This window comes from Embleya sp. NBC_00896 (assembly GCF_045207785.1).
Classification (GTDB): Bacteria; Actinomycetota; Actinomycetes; order Streptomycetales; family Streptomycetaceae; genus Embleya.
On sequence record NZ_CP108778.1, the window covers coordinates 251,936 to 266,502 of the forward strand.

At 68.2% G+C, this 14,567-nt stretch carries 18 protein-coding genes; 13 read left to right on the plus strand and 5 right to left on the minus strand.

Annotated elements, in window-relative coordinates:
* Nucleotides 1–50 precede the first annotated feature (50 nt).
* Nucleotides 51–776, minus strand: a complete 726-nt coding sequence (locus OG928_RS48445; RefSeq protein WP_331738660.1) for a hypothetical protein — start codon at nt 774–776, stop codon at nt 51–53.
* Nucleotides 777–1,008: 232 nt separating this feature from the next.
* On the opposite strand from OG928_RS48445, the gene OG928_RS48450 reads away from it, so the two are divergent.
* The 13 genes from OG928_RS48450 to OG928_RS48510 all read left to right on the plus strand — a co-directional run bounded on the left by OG928_RS48450 (nt 1,009) and on the right by OG928_RS48510 (nt 11,225).
* Nucleotides 1,009–1,479, plus strand: a complete 471-nt coding sequence (locus OG928_RS48450; RefSeq protein ID WP_331738662.1) for a hypothetical protein — start codon at nt 1,009–1,011, stop codon at nt 1,477–1,479.
* 165 nt (nt 1,480–1,644) lie between these two features.
* Complete coding sequence (locus OG928_RS48455; RefSeq protein WP_331738664.1) at nt 1,645–2,253, plus strand: hypothetical protein; 609 nt, start codon at nt 1,645–1,647, stop codon at nt 2,251–2,253.
* Nucleotides 2,254–2,390: 137 nt separating this feature from the next.
* Nucleotides 2,391–2,855: a hypothetical protein gene (locus OG928_RS48460; RefSeq protein ID WP_406292270.1), complete on the plus strand. Its 465-nt coding sequence runs from the start codon at nt 2,391–2,393 to the stop codon at nt 2,853–2,855.
* Between the two features lie 11 nt (nt 2,856–2,866).
* Nucleotides 2,867–4,213: a DNA cytosine methyltransferase gene (locus OG928_RS48465; protein WP_331738668.1), complete on the plus strand. Its 1,347-nt coding sequence runs from the start codon at nt 2,867–2,869 to the stop codon at nt 4,211–4,213.
* Between the two features lie 278 nt (nt 4,214–4,491).
* Nucleotides 4,492–5,559, plus strand: a complete 1,068-nt coding sequence (locus OG928_RS48470; protein WP_406292272.1) for a hypothetical protein — start codon at nt 4,492–4,494, stop codon at nt 5,557–5,559.
* Nucleotides 5,560–5,663: 104 nt separating this feature from the next.
* Nucleotides 5,664–6,239, plus strand: coding sequence for a hypothetical protein (locus OG928_RS48475; protein WP_331738672.1), 576 nt, complete (start codon nt 5,664–5,666; stop codon nt 6,237–6,239).
* 179 nt (nt 6,240–6,418) lie between these two features.
* Nucleotides 6,419–6,748: a hypothetical protein gene (locus tag OG928_RS48480; RefSeq protein WP_331738674.1), complete on the plus strand. Its 330-nt coding sequence runs from the start codon at nt 6,419–6,421 to the stop codon at nt 6,746–6,748.
* Between the two features lie 68 nt (nt 6,749–6,816).
* Entirely contained in the window at nt 6,817–7,338 is a 522-nt protein-coding gene (locus OG928_RS48485; RefSeq protein WP_331738676.1) for a hypothetical protein, read from the plus strand.
* 56 nt (nt 7,339–7,394) lie between these two features.
* On the plus strand, nt 7,395–7,580 hold the full coding sequence (locus OG928_RS48490) for a hypothetical protein (protein WP_331738677.1): 186 nt from the start codon (nt 7,395–7,397) through the stop codon (nt 7,578–7,580).
* A 269-nt stretch (nt 7,581–7,849) separates the two neighbouring features.
* The gene (locus tag OG928_RS48495) at nt 7,850–8,107 is read left to right on the plus strand and encodes a hypothetical protein (RefSeq protein WP_331738679.1); all 258 of its coding nucleotides are present in this window, start codon (nt 7,850–7,852) and stop codon (nt 8,105–8,107) included.
* Nucleotides 8,108–8,241: 134 nt separating this feature from the next.
* Entirely contained in the window at nt 8,242–8,775 is a 534-nt protein-coding gene (locus tag OG928_RS48500; RefSeq protein ID WP_331738681.1) for a hypothetical protein, read from the plus strand.
* A gap of 762 nt (nt 8,776–9,537) precedes the next feature.
* Nucleotides 9,538–10,482 (plus strand): AAA family ATPase, encoded by a 945-nt coding sequence (locus tag OG928_RS48505; protein WP_331738684.1) that lies wholly within the window; start codon nt 9,538–9,540, stop codon nt 10,480–10,482.
* Nucleotides 10,479–11,225 (plus strand): hypothetical protein, encoded by a 747-nt coding sequence (locus OG928_RS48510; RefSeq protein ID WP_331738686.1) that lies wholly within the window; start codon nt 10,479–10,481, stop codon nt 11,223–11,225. Before OG928_RS48505 ends, OG928_RS48510 begins: the two co-directional genes overlap by 4 nt.
* Before the next feature lie 404 nt (nt 11,226–11,629).
* Here the strand turns inward: OG928_RS48510 and OG928_RS48515 are convergent, their stop codons facing one another.
* The 4 genes from OG928_RS48515 to OG928_RS48530 form a co-directional block, all read right to left on the minus strand.
* Nucleotides 11,630–12,367, minus strand: coding sequence for a hypothetical protein (locus OG928_RS48515; protein ID WP_406292276.1), 738 nt, complete (start codon nt 12,365–12,367; stop codon nt 11,630–11,632).
* Nucleotides 12,364–12,972, minus strand: coding sequence for a VUT family protein (locus OG928_RS48520; RefSeq protein WP_406292278.1), 609 nt, complete (start codon nt 12,970–12,972; stop codon nt 12,364–12,366). Before OG928_RS48520 ends, OG928_RS48515 begins: the two co-directional genes overlap by 4 nt.
* A 181-nt stretch (nt 12,973–13,153) precedes the next feature.
* Nucleotides 13,154–14,173 (minus strand): hypothetical protein, encoded by a 1,020-nt coding sequence (locus OG928_RS48525; protein WP_331738692.1) that lies wholly within the window; start codon nt 14,171–14,173, stop codon nt 13,154–13,156.
* Between the two features lie 64 nt (nt 14,174–14,237).
* A complete protein-coding gene (locus OG928_RS48530) occupies nt 14,238–14,534 on the minus strand; it encodes a helix-turn-helix domain-containing protein (protein WP_331738694.1) in 297 nt (98 codons plus the stop codon).
* Nucleotides 14,535–14,567: the final 33 nt, after the last annotated feature.

Genomic DNA, 14,567 nt, shown 5'->3' on the forward strand with positions numbered 1-14,567 from the left:
GGGGATCCCCCGGCGACCGCACTGCGCCCCGGAGGTCGATGTCGCCGCGCTCAGCCGTCGGCGCCGTGCTTCGCCCGTCGACGTGCCCGGTCCCTGAGGCGACGGGCCACCTCGACCCGTGCCTCCGCCTCGTTGCCGAACCAAGCTGGACGGGTCCGGAGGATCTCGTTGACGTCGTCCCGGCGCCAGGCCTTCCCGCGTCGGGGCTTCAGATCGGGCACCAGGTCGACGGGGAGGCCGAAGGCCTTGGCGACCTCGGTGTCCGAAACGGTTTCCACCGTCGGCGGCTTCTCGGCGCGCACAGGCCGGCTCCATCCCTTGGGGCCGTCCGTGGCCTGACGAGTGGACCAGAACTTCTGGAGCCGGTCGTCCCACGGGATCAGCTTGGCCCGGCCGACGCCCTTCCACTCCTCTTCCGGTACCGGCCAGTCCGGGTCGGTGCGCGCGATGACACTCACCCGCGGCCGGCTCATGGTCGTGGCGTAACCCGCCTCGACCACCCTCTCGGCGATCGCAGTCAGGGTCAGCCATTCGGGTTCGCGTCGCCGCTCGAAGTAGCCGCGGAGCCGGTTGTCCCACGGGATCAGCTTGGCGGTGCCGGCGTCCTTCCACTCCTCTTCCGGTACCGGCCAGTCCGGGTCGGTGTGCGCGAGGTAGTACAAGCGCTCGGCGCTCATGCTGCGGATGAACCCGTCGTCGACAGCCCTGCGAGCGATGTCGGCAGGCGGCATCCACTCGGGCTCGCCCGCCGGAGCGGCGGCCTTGTTCGAAGTCATCTGGAGAGCTTCGCAGACACCGGCTGGTCTTTCAATTATCTATTACGAAGCCGTAATGGTTTCGGGTTGTGTTTGCGCCGTCCGTGGGCGCGATCCCGTCCGCGCGCCGCACCCGCGCCGGCTGCGGCACCGATCGATGCGCCGGCCGAGCCGCCCACACCCAGCGGGCAACTCCGTACCTCCGACGGCCTTCACACAACGAGTCGACTCAACAGAGAGGACCTACGACGTGATGTCCACTATCGTCGAAACCGCAGGGCAGGAGACGACACTCGCTGCCCGAACTCTCACCCGGGCCCGCGCCCAGGTACAGGCGAAGAGGAACGACGACGCGCAGCGGCTCGCCGCTGCGGTACGCAAGCAGCGCGACGAGGCCGTCGAGGACGCCGTCGCGTACGTCAGGAAACTGCTCGGCCCCGACACGGCGTTGGCCGACGCGGACGTCTGGAGCGGTTACCCCACGGTCGGGGACCGGCGTCCCCTTGCCGTCGCCTATCTGGGCGACGGCCTCTGGATGATCCACATTCGCGACTCCACCGAACACCGCAACAGGCCCGCGTTCGTCCGACCGCAGCCCTGCGGTTGCGTACGGGAAATCTCACTCGACGACAGCGGCATCGAACCGTTCGAGTCCGCCCTCGCCGCGCTGCTCACGGACGACCGATCCTGCGACACCCACCAGGGCCGCGCCGAGGACTCCTAACCGGCCCGCCCGACCGATCCCCACCGCGACTCGCCGGCGCACCGGCGCCGGCGAGGCCCGGCGAGTACGCGCGCCGCCCACCCGTACGGGAGAACTCCGCCCGGCCCGACCGGTGAACGCAACCGGTCGGGCCGGCGCCGTCCCGGCACGTCCTACAGGAGACCCATGCCAAGCCGCACCCCGACCGCCTGGCGACCGCGCGAGGAACACCTCGAATCGGTCACCACCTCCGCCCTGGCACCCCACGCCGTCATCGTCTGGAATCGCGCCGCGTGGCGCGTCCTGGCCCGGAGACCGCTCGAGCACACTCGGTGGCTCCGCCTGCAGGCCCACTGTCACCGAAGCCGCCTCGACCGGGACACCCGAGCACGCCGGCCGCTGGTCCTGGATCTGATTCGCGACCACGGAACCGAGACGTTCGAGCGCGTCCTCGCGTCCCCGGGCCACGTGTGGCAGGTCATGCCCGAGCACTACGCGGTCTGCCGCCGCTGTGCGGAACTACCGCCCTGCGCCCACGAAACGCGCGAGTCCGAGGTCGACGCGGAGACGGCACGCCTCGAGGACCTCCTGCGGATGACTCCCGGGGACTGCCTCGGATGCGGCCTGCCGATCACCGACCGGATGCGGTACACGCGCTTCCCCGGCCCCAATCTGTGGCGCCCGGACCTGCCCGACGACAGTGCGGTGGTTCATGCCCGCGCCGCCTGCCGCCCCTGGGCGCAGAAGTACCACCGCGCATGGGCGTCCATCGTGGCGCCGACGCGCAGCCGTTGATATACGCCTCCGCGGCGTCACCGACAAGAACAGACCGAAGAACCACCCACATGCCCGAACCCACCCCACCCGGAGAGACCATGCCGCCGATCCACCGACACCCGAACGAGCCTGCGACAGCACACAATCACTGGGCGATGGTCCTGACGCCTTCGGCGGGAATCGACTTCCCGACCGCCCCGCCGGCCGCCGACGCCACCATCGGCGACGAGCGCCCAGGCATGAGGTTGTTCGCCCTGCTCGACGTCTCGACCCGGCGCGAGCTCGACATCCTGTGGGTACCGCCCACGTTCCCGGCGCCCACCTTCTCCCGCGCAGCGGGCCGCCCGGGCGGGGCGAGGGCGGTGGCGCTCGCCCGGATCACCGAGATCGCGGAGCACGCCGCAGCCGCGCATTTCGACGGTCCACTCGAAGACTCCTCGCGCCTCACCGTCCGGCCGACTCGGCCCGACGGCATGCCCCGGGACGCCGGCGGCATTGCCGCAGCCACGGAATTGCCGAAGGGGCCCCGCGCGACAGACCGATCCGGGACAACGCGAACTGCGCCGCACAGCACGGACACCTCCGGGCCCTTCCGCCGGCGGCGCCCGGCCGACCGCTAGGACAGGAACCCGTGCTCACGTACTTCAGCCAGTTCGCGGGCGTCGGCGGCGACACCGAGGGTGCCGCCCAGGTGCCCGGCGTCGAACCCGTCCTCGCGATGAACCACTTCCAGCGCGCGGTCGAAAGCCACAGCGCCAACTTCCCCTGGGTAGACCACATCCTCGACGACGTCACCACCATCGACATCACCGGACTTCCCCACGCCGATCTGTACTGGGCCTCCCCCGCCTGCCCCTACTGGACCGACGCCCGCGGCAAACGCCGGGACTTCGACAAGAGCACCCTCACCCTGTTCGACCAAAACGCCCCGGACGAGAAGGCGATACGCAGCCGAGCCCTGATGGAGGAAGTGCCCCGCTACCTGCGGGCGATGAGCGACAAGGGCAGGCCCGTCCTCGCCGGCGTCGTGGAGAACGTCATCCAGTGCCGCAAGTGGGACGAGTGGAACCGATGGCTCTCCGAGATCCGCAGGCTCGGGTACCACATCCGCGTCATCGCCTTCAACTCCATGCACGCCACGCCCCGACGCTCGCCCCGCGCCCCCCAATCGCGCGATCGTCTCTACGTCGCGTACTGGCACCACTCGCTCGGCCGGAATCCCGACTGGGACAAATGGCTGCGACCGCGCGCCTGGTGCGACCTTTGCGCCACCGAGGTCGACGCCCTGCAGGTGTTCAAGAAACCCGGCGTGGACATGGGCTGCTACGGAGCCCGCAATCAGTACCTCTACCGATGCCCGAAGATCGGATGCCGAGGGAACATCGTCGAACCGGCCACTCGACCCGCAGCGGCGATCATCGACTGGACGGTTCCCGGCCCACGCCTGGCCGAGCGCGAGGACCCCCTCGTCGCCAACACCCTCGACCGCATCCGAGCCGGCCGCGACCGCTACGTCACCAGAGAAGTCGCCGCTCCGCCCGCACTCTTCGAAATCCCCGAGCACGGGCCGGGACGCCCGTCCGCCTTCGTCGACGCCCACCCGCAGGCCGCCGGCGGCGCCCATACACCGGATCGAAGCAGACTGGATCTGCTGGTCCCGTACTACTCCACCGGTGTCGCCCGCCCAATCTTCCGCCCGAGCGGCACGTTGAGTACCCGTGACCGATTCGCCTGGGCCAGCTGCAACCCCGCGGACACAGACCTGGACGACGTCCGCTACCGCATGCTCCTCTCCCACGAGGTCGGCGCCGGCATGGCCTTCCGGCCCGACTACATAGTCCTGGGGACCCACGCCGAGAAGGTCCGCCAGTACGGCAACGCGGTGACTCCGCCGGTCGCGGAAATCCTGATCTGTGCTTTGGTCGAGGCCATCACTGGTTCGACCATCCCGCGCGGCGAACTGGCCCTGACCGCCTGACCCCCGGCGCGGACCGCAGCCGCTTTGGGCCGCGCGGATCCGCGCGGCCCTGCCTTCGCGCCGCTCGGCGTTCGAGCAGACGCCGAGCGGCACACCTCTGGCGGCGAGGAGTTGCGAGGGAACTCGCCGGGACCGTTGCCCTGCACCGAGACGACGTGTACATTCGAATTATCTATTACGACAACGTAATAGTTCGTGTAATGGACGCGATCGGCCTCCTGGGCCGCGCCACACCCGCCGACTCACCCCATGCCCACCCCACGAACCGGGAGAAGCGCATGACGACCGACAGGCGTGAAGTCCCCCTCGAATTCGCCGAGAACCTCGCAACCGAGCTCAGCCGGCAATGGCCCACGATCACCAAACACCCGGACTACCAACGCCGCCTCGACGCAGGAGACGCGATTCTCGGCCGCATGTGGCACCTCCTGCGCGATGAGCCCCCCCACGGGCGCCTCATCGGCGACGGCGCCCACGACGGAACCCCCGACGAGAACCCGAACGACCGGACATGCATCCGTCTCCTCCTGCGTGCCTACAAAGGTCGCGCCAGCATCTCCTCCTGGACGGGGGGACTCGTCGGCCAGTTCCCGAGCTACTACACGACAGCCGCAATGAGCCGCCCCATCGAGAAGATCGCGGCCCAGGTCTGGCGCAAGATTCTCCGCCCCCTCATCGACACCGACGCGATCAGCGACGAACTCGGCCGACAGTGCCTCGAAGACATCGAACGCGTCCACAACCGACAGCGAATCGAGCGGTACCGAGGTCTCCTGACCGAAGCCGGCGTCAAGCACTCCATCCGCATGTACGACTACTGGGGCGGCTACCTGCGCGACACCGCCTTCCCCTCGGTGCAAGCACGCCTCCACGCATGGACCGTGCTGGACCTCGCGGTGTCCGGCGCACCCACCCACGTGATGACCGCGCTGCTGGAGCACTACGTCGCCCACGTCCGCGCCGCCGTCGGCGAGGACGTCTTCGATCCCGCGCGCGGCATCGTCCACACCGACGCCCCCTACTACGCCCGCCACTCCGACACCCCGCCCGACACGACGTTCCTCCCCGACATCGCCCGCCAATTCATCGCCATACTCCCCAGCCTCGCCCCCTCCGCCCCGCACCCGGCCAGCATTCAGGCCGTCCCGTACCTGATCGACCTGGCCGGATGGATACCCGCCAACTACCAAGGCGAGTACGACCTGCGCCCCCAGGGCCACAGCCGCAGCGCCTGCGTCCACGTGTCCGTCGGCGTCACCAACACCTGCCTGTGGATCGAGAAGATCCACCCGGCACTTGCCGAGAGCCTCCTGAGCCTCTACCGCGACCTGCGCCTCAACGCGTGACCCAACGTGTCCGCGAGCCCCGGACACACGGGCTCGCCGACACGTCCCGCAGTCAAACCGCCCCGCCACCGAGACAACCGCAGGCAGACCCGGAGAAGACCCCCATGACACCCAGCGTCCGGCACGCTCTCCGCTTCCTCGCCGGCCCGAACCCCACCCTCGTGGTCGCAGGCATCGCGCTCGTCCTGCCTGCGATTTCCTTCGTTCCCGACGCCACCCAGACGGCCCGCGCCCGGGACCTCATCGGCGTCATACTCGCCAGCCTCATCGTCACGCTCCAACTCGTGCGGCCCGCGGCGGCCGAAGCCTTGCGCACACCGCCGACAGACCAAGCCACGCTGCTGGCTCCCCTGGTCGCGGACACTCTGGCGAGCGGAGCCACCTTCGCCTTGACCCTCGCCGCCGTCATCGCCGCTCACGAAAACCTGCGCGCCGCACCCCCTGACACCGACCACCGCGAACTCCTGATCCTGTGGGGCCGCCGGCACGCCACCATCGCTCAGGCCCGCCGAGCCGCCGAGGCACACGACCGCAACCTGCGCCAACTCCGATTCAGCCACGAAATCGGCGACATCCCGATCGACCACCGCCTTCTGCTGCGTCGTCTCACCGACAGCCACGACAACGGCCTCCGCAACCTCGACCACACCCGCCGGTTCTACGACACCCCGTGGCAATGACCCGGATCACGGGACAGCGAATCGCCGTGAACAGGGCACCCCGGAACGCCACATCGCTCCGAGACCCGGGAGACGCCCGGCCGACCGCGCATCGCGGCCACGTCGATGCCCACCCTGCTCCACCCTCCGAGCCCACCCACCGAAACGAGAGCGGCCGTCGCGGTCGCGGGAGACTTCTCATGCTCGACATCGAAGCCGACACACCACTGGACCCGCGCGAGGCTCAGGACGCCCACCACCTGCTCCTCCTCGCCCGAACCCTCGGCGTCGACCCCGTCGACCTGGACGATGCCGTACACGACGCCGCCGCCCACTACGCCAGCGAGGAGTGCAACGCATCCGGCGCCGTCGACGACGACGGTGCCGCGGACGCCGTCTACGACGCAGTTGGGCATGCCGCAGCGGACGTCGACAATGCGGGCCTCGACCGGCAAGTGCCCTATCTCGTCTCCCAGTACGGCGCGGCGAGGGCCGAACGGATCATTCGCGAGGCCGCGTGCGAAGCATGACGCCACGACGACCGACCGCTGCAACGATGCCACCCGCTCCAAGACGCCCGGCGGTGAAGGCGGCGGCGATGAACGCCGTCCAGGACGTCCTGCCATTCGCCGGCCTGCCCGAGATCCCGACCGCCTCCGACTGGTGTCAGCGATGGCGCGCCAGGCGGCACGCTTGGCGCCACCTCAGCGAGGGCGGGTTCGATGCCCGCCGCTACGTGGTCGAGGACCTCGCCGAGAAGCCGGCGAAGTCCTTCGTGCTGGAGCACCACTACTCAGGCTCCTTCCCGTCCGCGCGCCTCCGTTTCGGCCTGTACGACACCGACGCCGGGGAACACCGACTGTGCGGAGTGGCGGTGTTCGGGGTCCCGGTCACGGAGGCTGTCTTGACGCGGCCCTTGCCCGGCCTCGAACCGTACGTCCAGTCGCTGGAATGCTCACGGTTCGTCCTCACGGACGACTGCCCGGCGAACGCCGAGAGTTGGTTCCTCGCCCGCTGCTTCGACGCCCTGCTCGGTCCGGTGTGCGCGGAGTCGTTTCCTTCGCCGACCCCGTACCGCGCAGGGACGTCTCCGGGGCCCTGGTGGCCGTCGGGCACGTAGGGACGATCTACCAGGCCACGAACGCGGTCTACATGGGCCGGGCCACACCGCGGACGATGAAGCTGCTTCCGAACGGCGCGGTGCTGAACGACCGGGCGGCCCAGCAGGTGCGTCGCCAGGAGCAGGGGCACGAGTACGTCGAGACCATGCTGATCCGCCTGGGGGCTCCTGGCCCGCGCGCCGGCGGCGACCCGAGGATCTGGCTTCGGGAGGCCCTGGCGAGCGTGGGGGCCGCAACGTGAGACACCGCGGTGCCCATCGGTACGTGTACCGCCTGGGCAGAGATCGGCGTGAGCGGGAGAGCATCCGGTTGGGTCTTCCGACGCTCAGTCTCTACCCCAAGAGCTCGGACTGACCGAAGGGATCATTCACGAGGCCGTGGACGGAGCCTGAAGCCACGGCGGCCTGCCACCGCAACCCACTCTGCCTGCCGAAACGCCCGAGTTCGGGCCGAGCGACTGATCGGATCGACGCCGCATCCCCAACCACCGACCACCACAGGAAGAAGATCATGTTTCGCATTGTGATAGACGTACCCAACGCGCGATACGTCGACGAACTCGCGGATGCCCTCGACGCAGCCGCAGCCGCGCGCGAGAAGGACGGCGACCCCGAGTCGCTCTGGCTGGCGATCCGCTGGGGAAAGACCGCAACCCGCCTCCGCGTCGGCCTCGACGCGATGCTCACGCAATCCTCCACAAACCCCCACAAGGTTCTCGTTCCCGTTCAGCGAACGGCGCCCGCGCTCACCGCGCCCGCCGCTCGATGACCGAACGCGGGGAGGCACACGAAGCCTTCGTCGCGAAGGAGTCGGCGTCCGACGCCCGATGCTGACGACCTGAACGTCGCTCGGCCTTGAACCGGTGTCAGCGCCCCTCCACTCCACGCAGGAAGGAGCCCGCAATGGTTCACACAGAACAACCGCCCGACCTCGACGAGATCGACGCCCGCGACGCGGCCGCAATCCCGCCACCGTGGGCCTACGTAGAGAACCACGCGATCATCGTTGCCGGCCTTCAAATCCACGGCCCCGGCGACATCAGCTACACCACGGCCATCGCGAGCATCGACGGCGCGGAACTGGCGGACCCTGAGTCCGCGCCGGACGACGCGCAGGTCGCCGCGAACATCGCATTCATGGTCCACTCCCGACAGGACGTGCCCGACCTCTTGGCCCACGTCCGGCGTCTGGCCGGCCGGATCGACCAAGTGCGGCTCCTCACCGACCGGGCCGCGGCTCAAGACCTGCCGGCGGTGACCTTGATGACGCTGCGCGCGGTCCTGGACGGAGCCGCAGTGCCCATCGACCTCGAAGAGCCCGCGCCGACCCGATGGGCCTACAAGCAAGCATGCGCCGCACTCGAACACCACCGCCAGCGAGCCGACGATGCCGAAGAAGAAGTCAAGCGCCTGCGGACCGAACTGCCCTCCCCCTAGGAACGAGCCGCTGGCATGAGGGTCCACCCCCCCCGATCCTCACGCCCCTCCCGCGCGACAGCGCCACCCACAGAGGCCCTCCCCATTTCGGGGAGGGCCTCTTTTGCGTTGTGCCGACGAGCCGTCCGACCGAAGAGGTCGCCTAGCTCGCCGCTACCGACAACTTGCTCATATTGGATCAACAACCCATGTTTGTCTATTAGAGCCATTGAGACAATTGAGAATTTAGCGACTAATAGAACGATTCGATGCGGAGTCGCAGAAGTGCTCGCAGGCTGGAATCGCCCCTGAGGCCACGCGAAGCCCTTGAAGGCCCCTGTGAGGCTCTGGCGGTAAGCGTCCAGGCAATCACTCCACCCTGGGCATGTTGACCCCGGAGACGGGATTTGCGCAGGTCAGAGGTGGTTTCTCGCCCGCTCAGAACCTCGTCTTTCGGGCATTTCTCCTGACGGTCACGCGCTTCGGCCGGCCACTTGGAGATCGCATTTCGACACGCCGAGGCGCGGATGGCAGTTTTGGCAGTCGAATGAGCCCGCCGCCGTGCCGACAATCATGTTCAATAGGTAGTCTCTTTGCAGGTCAGTGCAGTTGTTGGTGTGCATGCATGTCCGCATGCTCCTCCGACTGTGGCCTCATCCGCCGCGCAGAATGCTCCTCCGCGAGCAGGTCAACATCTGCTTGAATGCGCCTAATGATCTTGATGTAGGCCCGTGCTCACGGGCAGAGAAGGGCGGATGATCCCTGGTGGGACCGATCACTCCTATGTACGAGCCACATACGCTGCCTCCTGAATATTGGATCTACCTGCCTTTCCAGACAATCGCGTATGCGCACGGTAAGGGCGGTACGGGCAAATCAACGCTCTCGTCGCATCACAGCGCGCACAGCGCACAAGTCTTCTGCCGTGAAGCCGCGGCACAGGGTGTAGAGCCACTGCGCACGCTCCACATCGATCTCAACAAGCAGGGAAACTCGCGCCAGGACTTCGGTATCAAGGGAACGGCGCTCGACGACGACGGCTGGAACCTCTACAAGGCCATCATCGACGGGGAACCTCTGGTACCCATCCGTGATGTCCGCCCCGGGCTGGACCTGGTCCCGGGTGGAAAGTACCTCCAAAAGGTCGTTACGAACATGCCCGGGCTGCAGAACGAGGAGGGCGCTCGAGCGAACCTGCGCCTGGTATGCGCGCTGCTACCCATCGCGCACCTCTACGCGCGCATCGTGATTGACACACCGCCCGAAAACCTGCACCTGCAGAGCCTTGCCTACCCGGCCACCCGCTTCGTGATCGTCCCGACCAAGGCCGACAGCGCGAGCATCGACGGACTCGCGGAAGTGGCCGAGCGCTACAGCGTCGCCGTCGAGATGAATCCGGCGCTGACCCTCCTGGGCGTAGTGCTCTTCGATCTGGAACGGGCGGCACCGAAAATAGAGCGTGAGGCACGCGCGCGGATCGACTTCGTACTCGGAGGCGTGGTCCCGACTCTCAAGGCCAGGGTGTGCCATGTCCCGTCGGCCCCGATCGAGGCCAGGCAGCGCGGCAAGGTGACCTTCGAGCTGGAGGAAGAGATCCTGAAGCGCCGCCGTCCAGGCGCGCAGGTGGAGACAACACCCGTGGAACGGTTGGCTGGCGACTTCCGGGACGTCTTCGCCGAGATCGCAGTCCTTACGGAAGCCATTCGCCAGGAAGAGGAAGCCGCGTGACCAGCACAGACGAGTACCAAGGCGGTCTCACACCTGGTGTCGGCGACACCTTCAAGAAGGACGCGAAAGGCGCAACACCGGCGCCACCGCCACGCGCACCCGCACCGGTTCCGCAGCAACCACGTGAGGTTCCGCCGGCGCCACCCGCACGTGAAGACCGCACACGTAACAACCACCAGCCATTCTCGGGCGAGCTGACGGTCACAACACTGAACCGGGAAGAGCAGATCACCGACGTGCTCGACGCGGTCGAAGCAGCCCAGCGAGGGCGCCAGACCGGTGGTACATCGCGGCGCGCACCAGTGACCGTCTACGTCAACGACACGCTCATGAAGCGGATTCAGGAATACCAGCGCCGCAAGCAGAACGAACTCGGACTGCGCGACTACGACAATGGACGCGTTCTCCTGGACGCGGTTGCTTCCGTCTTCAGGGAGATCCCGGGTCTCATCCTGGACACCCGGGCGCCCAAAATCGACGGTCTCTTCGAGGCATACTCCGAACCCACGCGGGCCGGCGAGGCATCGAACATCCCTTGGCAGGCCAAGATGGCCGTGGGAAACCGCGCACTGATCGACACCATGGCCGACGCACTCGGCGAGCATCTCGACGCCGACGTGTCCCGTTCCGAGCTGCTAAACACGGCCCTCGACACGTTCCTCCCGCCCCTCGAACGCAAGCCACTTGCAGGCGATCGCCGTCGACGCAAGCCCACACCTTCCGGTGAAAGCGACCCCGAATAGACGCCCGAACGCGCACGGGGCGATGTCGTCTTGGATCGTGGCCTCACCACTTCGCGCAAGTGGTGAGGCCCTTTCGCGTGCCGAATGACGACTCCCTCAACCCCCTGCGGCGCGTACGCATGCGCAGAACGATCCGCGCGAGGACCACTAGGACTGACACAAGAAGCCTGAAAGCACTGCATCGGGGCCGCAGACCTGGCGGCGCAGACCCACCAGCCTTCACCACCAGGCAGCGCCGATGCAGGCCCTGGGCACACCGGACGGGCAGTCGAAGAGGGAAAAGAGCGGGCGGACCCTCCTTTTCCATGGACACGGGATCGAGGGGACGGTGACGCGCGGTTGGCCTGGATCGACCTGGCGCCGAGCAGGAACGGTCCTCCTCCGGCCCCGAGCCATGATTCCGCTCACCCAGTGGTCGAGAGCAGACGTGCACGCCACGCCAGGGCGTACGTCATGCAGTTCGACTCGCTCCGATGTGAGGGAGCGCAACCGGGCCGGTGACGGCCCGAGTACGACCATGCCATGGAATCGGCCGAGGCGAGTCGCGGAGCGTAGGCCCGCAACCCCCGGGCCTTCACGCCGAATCCGTGCAGAGGTATGCCGATACCTGCCAACGTCTCGACGATCGTGCCGATCTCCCTCGTGGCTTGGCGCCGGCAGACGGACCCGACGGCGACGAGCGGAAGCGTCGTGAGATCGACCCCCGCCCTTTCGTACAGGGACACCGCCAACACATAGTCGTCGAGATCCCACCCCTGGAGCACGGGCACGAAAGAGACTTCGGGTGCCGCGGCGCGGAGCGCGAGGTAGTTGTCGACGGTGTTCTCCTGATGCCGACGAACGCTCAGGCCGGTGCGGTGGACGATGTGCGGTTCGCAGGGCCAGTCCATCGGGGCCGCCCAGTCCAGGAGACCGATCTCGTCGTGGTAGCGACGAACGGCCGCGACGTAGCGTGCCGCTGTGGTTTCCCAGCCGCCGAACAAACTGAGCTCCGTGAACGCCCCGCTGTCGAGCGCCCAGGGAACGCGGGCCCGGGGGAGGGTGCGGCGAGCGGCCAGCCGGCGATGGGAGACGAACAGCGGCACCGCTATTCGGGGGTGGTCGAGCCAATGCGGCATATGTGTGCCCAAGTAGAACCTCACCCGGCTGTACCTCCACGGCGGGCCGCATACCGGCCGCCGCTCAGAACACACAGAGCGGCCGCGGTCGCCCACACCTTGCCGATCATCTGGCCGGGGAGCAGCGCCAGGTCGCCGAACGCCATGCTCAGGAACAGGACGCTGTCGACGACGGTGCCCACCAGATTGGACCCACCGACGGCAACGAGGCGGCCACGGTGCCGCAATGCCGCGTAGACCGCCGTGTCCGCGACCTCGGAGACCGCGAACGAGGTAGCCGCAGCCACCGCGACGCGGGGATCGGCGAAGAGCAACGAGAGGACCGTGCCGAACCCGAGCGCGACGAACACCGCAGTTGCGCCCCCGCGTTCGTGCACCAGGTCGCGCAGCGTGAATGCGAGTCCGGCGAAGTACACGCCGGCGGATGCGTGGATCCCGGGCCAGACCTCCACGGCGCCGTGCTGCTGGATCACCCAGTTCGCGGCCGGGATGGTTCCCGCGTAGGTCAGGCACAGCGCAGCGGTGCGAAGGTCGAACGCCCACCGATTCCTGAGGGCGCGGAGTCCGACGAGGCGGGTCGAGAGGCGATGTGGCTCGGGCCGGTGAATGGGTGCGGGCTGGTGATCCACGGTCTCCTCGCGCAGTGCAGAGCACGCCCGGGATTCGACCACGGGCGTGGTGGGGGAGCGATGGGGCAGCGATGCGTCGGGAGAGCCGCAGGGTGGGTCGGCGGCCCGGGGCATCGTGCCGAAGGGTTTCGCAGCCGGGCCCGGTGGCGAAGACGGGTTGCCTCCGCCACCGGGCGCAGTGTCAGTTCAGGCTCTGGACGCTTTGGACGGGGGAGCCGGAGCGGCAACCCCAAGGGGAACAGCCGTCCGGGTCGCCCTCCTCCAGTTCCTCTTCCGGGACCTCGGGAGCCGGGGGAGTGGCGCGGTGTCGGCGGGGGCGGTGTGGGGCGGGCCCGTCGAGTGGCGCCTCGTCCAGGGGCATGAGGGAGCGGTGGAGGAACGCCTGGCCAAGGAGTTGCTTGCCGTTCTCGTTGCCGCGGGCGTTGCCTGCGCGTATGGCGTGATCGAACGCGACCGCGTCGGCCCAGTCGTCGGGTCGGTTGTCCCGCATGTCACGCCATGTGGCGTTGCCGTGGAAGGGGCATCCGACGCATGCGCTTCGGGGCGTCGCGCCCCATCCGCGGGTTTGCAGGAACCGGACGCAGTCCTCGGCGCTCATCCCGAGGTCGAGGAGCGGGAACACGTTGACGGCGTACTGCACTCCGGACGGTTTGGCGCGGGTGAACTCGTCGGTGCTGATCCCGATCGACTGGAGGACGTAGCGTCCGCGCGGGACACGGCCGACCCGGCCCTCGGGCGACACCGGAGCGCCGAGGTTGAGTCGGACGTTCGCCTTGATCGGTTTCAGCTTGTACTCGCTCGTGCATTGCCGGCGGATCATTCCGGCGGTGCCGTCGCGGTTGAGCACGTGCAGGGGCATGGAAGCGAAGCGGTGCTTCGGGTCCAGGGCGTCGTGGCGGATGTTGCCGACGTTGACGCGGTGGATGGGGATGTTCGCCGGGCGCGCGATCTTTGCTTCGAGTTCGTCGAGATGCTTGTAGACCTGTTTCGTCTCCCAGCCGGTATCGGCGAAGACCGCCCAGTCGTACTTGGGGATGGCGCCTTCGGCGGAGAGCATGAGCAGGGTGCTCGACTGGCGGCCCGCTCCCAGGCTCAGGACGCGGGCCGCGGGGGCCGTCGCCGGTTGGGAAGGACCCGTTGTGGGTGGGGTGTTCGGGGCGGAGCGGGGCTGGGGGAGCGGGAGCCGGGGTGGCTGAGTCACGCAACTCCTGTGATCGGGCGGGCGGGTGGGTGTCGCGCCGGTGCGACGTGGCCGTGTGCCGAGGTCAGGGGGTGTCGGCGGGCCGCAGGTGGGCCAGGACGATGGCGTTGAGGTTGGCGCGGGAGTAGCGGCGGCTGCGGTCGACTTCGGTGTATTCGGCTTTGCCGGTGCGGGCCATGCGGTCGAGCCAGCCCTTGCGGACGCGCAGGAGCCGCGCGGCTTCGTCGAGGGTGAACAGGACCGGCTCGATCAGGAACTGGTCGATGGGGTCGACGGTGTCCTGCGGGTCGTCGAGGAACGCGGACTCGATGTCCGCGTCGTCGTCGTTGTCGGGCCAGGGGTAGTTGTTCGTGAAGTCCATGTGGGTGCCTGCCTTTCGGGAGCCGGAGGTGGG

Coding starts and splice junctions, on each gene's coding strand:
- OG928_RS48480 (WP_331738674.1), top strand. CDS start 6,419: ATGCTCGACATCGAAGCCGACACACCACTGGACCCGCGCGAGGCTCAG.
- OG928_RS48455 (WP_331738664.1), top strand. CDS start 1,645: ATGCCAAGCCGCACCCCGACCGCCTGGCGACCGCGCGAGGAACACCTC.
- OG928_RS48530 (WP_331738694.1), bottom strand. CDS start 14,534: ATGGACTTCACGAACAACTACCCCTGGCCCGACAACGACGACGACGCG.
- OG928_RS48475 (WP_331738672.1), top strand. CDS start 5,664: ATGACACCCAGCGTCCGGCACGCTCTCCGCTTCCTCGCCGGCCCGAAC.
- OG928_RS48495 (WP_331738679.1), top strand. CDS start 7,850: ATGTTTCGCATTGTGATAGACGTACCCAACGCGCGATACGTCGACGAA.
- OG928_RS48450 (WP_331738662.1), top strand. CDS start 1,009: ATGTCCACTATCGTCGAAACCGCAGGGCAGGAGACGACACTCGCTGCC.
- OG928_RS48500 (WP_331738681.1), top strand. CDS start 8,242: ATGGTTCACACAGAACAACCGCCCGACCTCGACGAGATCGACGCCCGC.
- OG928_RS48460 (WP_406292270.1), top strand. CDS start 2,391: ATGGTCCTGACGCCTTCGGCGGGAATCGACTTCCCGACCGCCCCGCCG.
- OG928_RS48445 (WP_331738660.1), bottom strand. CDS start 776: ATGACTTCGAACAAGGCCGCCGCTCCGGCGGGCGAGCCCGAGTGGATG.
- OG928_RS48470 (WP_406292272.1), top strand. CDS start 4,492: ATGACGACCGACAGGCGTGAAGTCCCCCTCGAATTCGCCGAGAACCTC.
- OG928_RS48505 (WP_331738684.1), top strand. CDS start 9,538: ATGTACGAGCCACATACGCTGCCTCCTGAATATTGGATCTACCTGCCT.
- OG928_RS48490 (WP_331738677.1), top strand. CDS start 7,395: ATGAAGCTGCTTCCGAACGGCGCGGTGCTGAACGACCGGGCGGCCCAG.
- OG928_RS48485 (WP_331738676.1), top strand. CDS start 6,817: ATGAACGCCGTCCAGGACGTCCTGCCATTCGCCGGCCTGCCCGAGATC.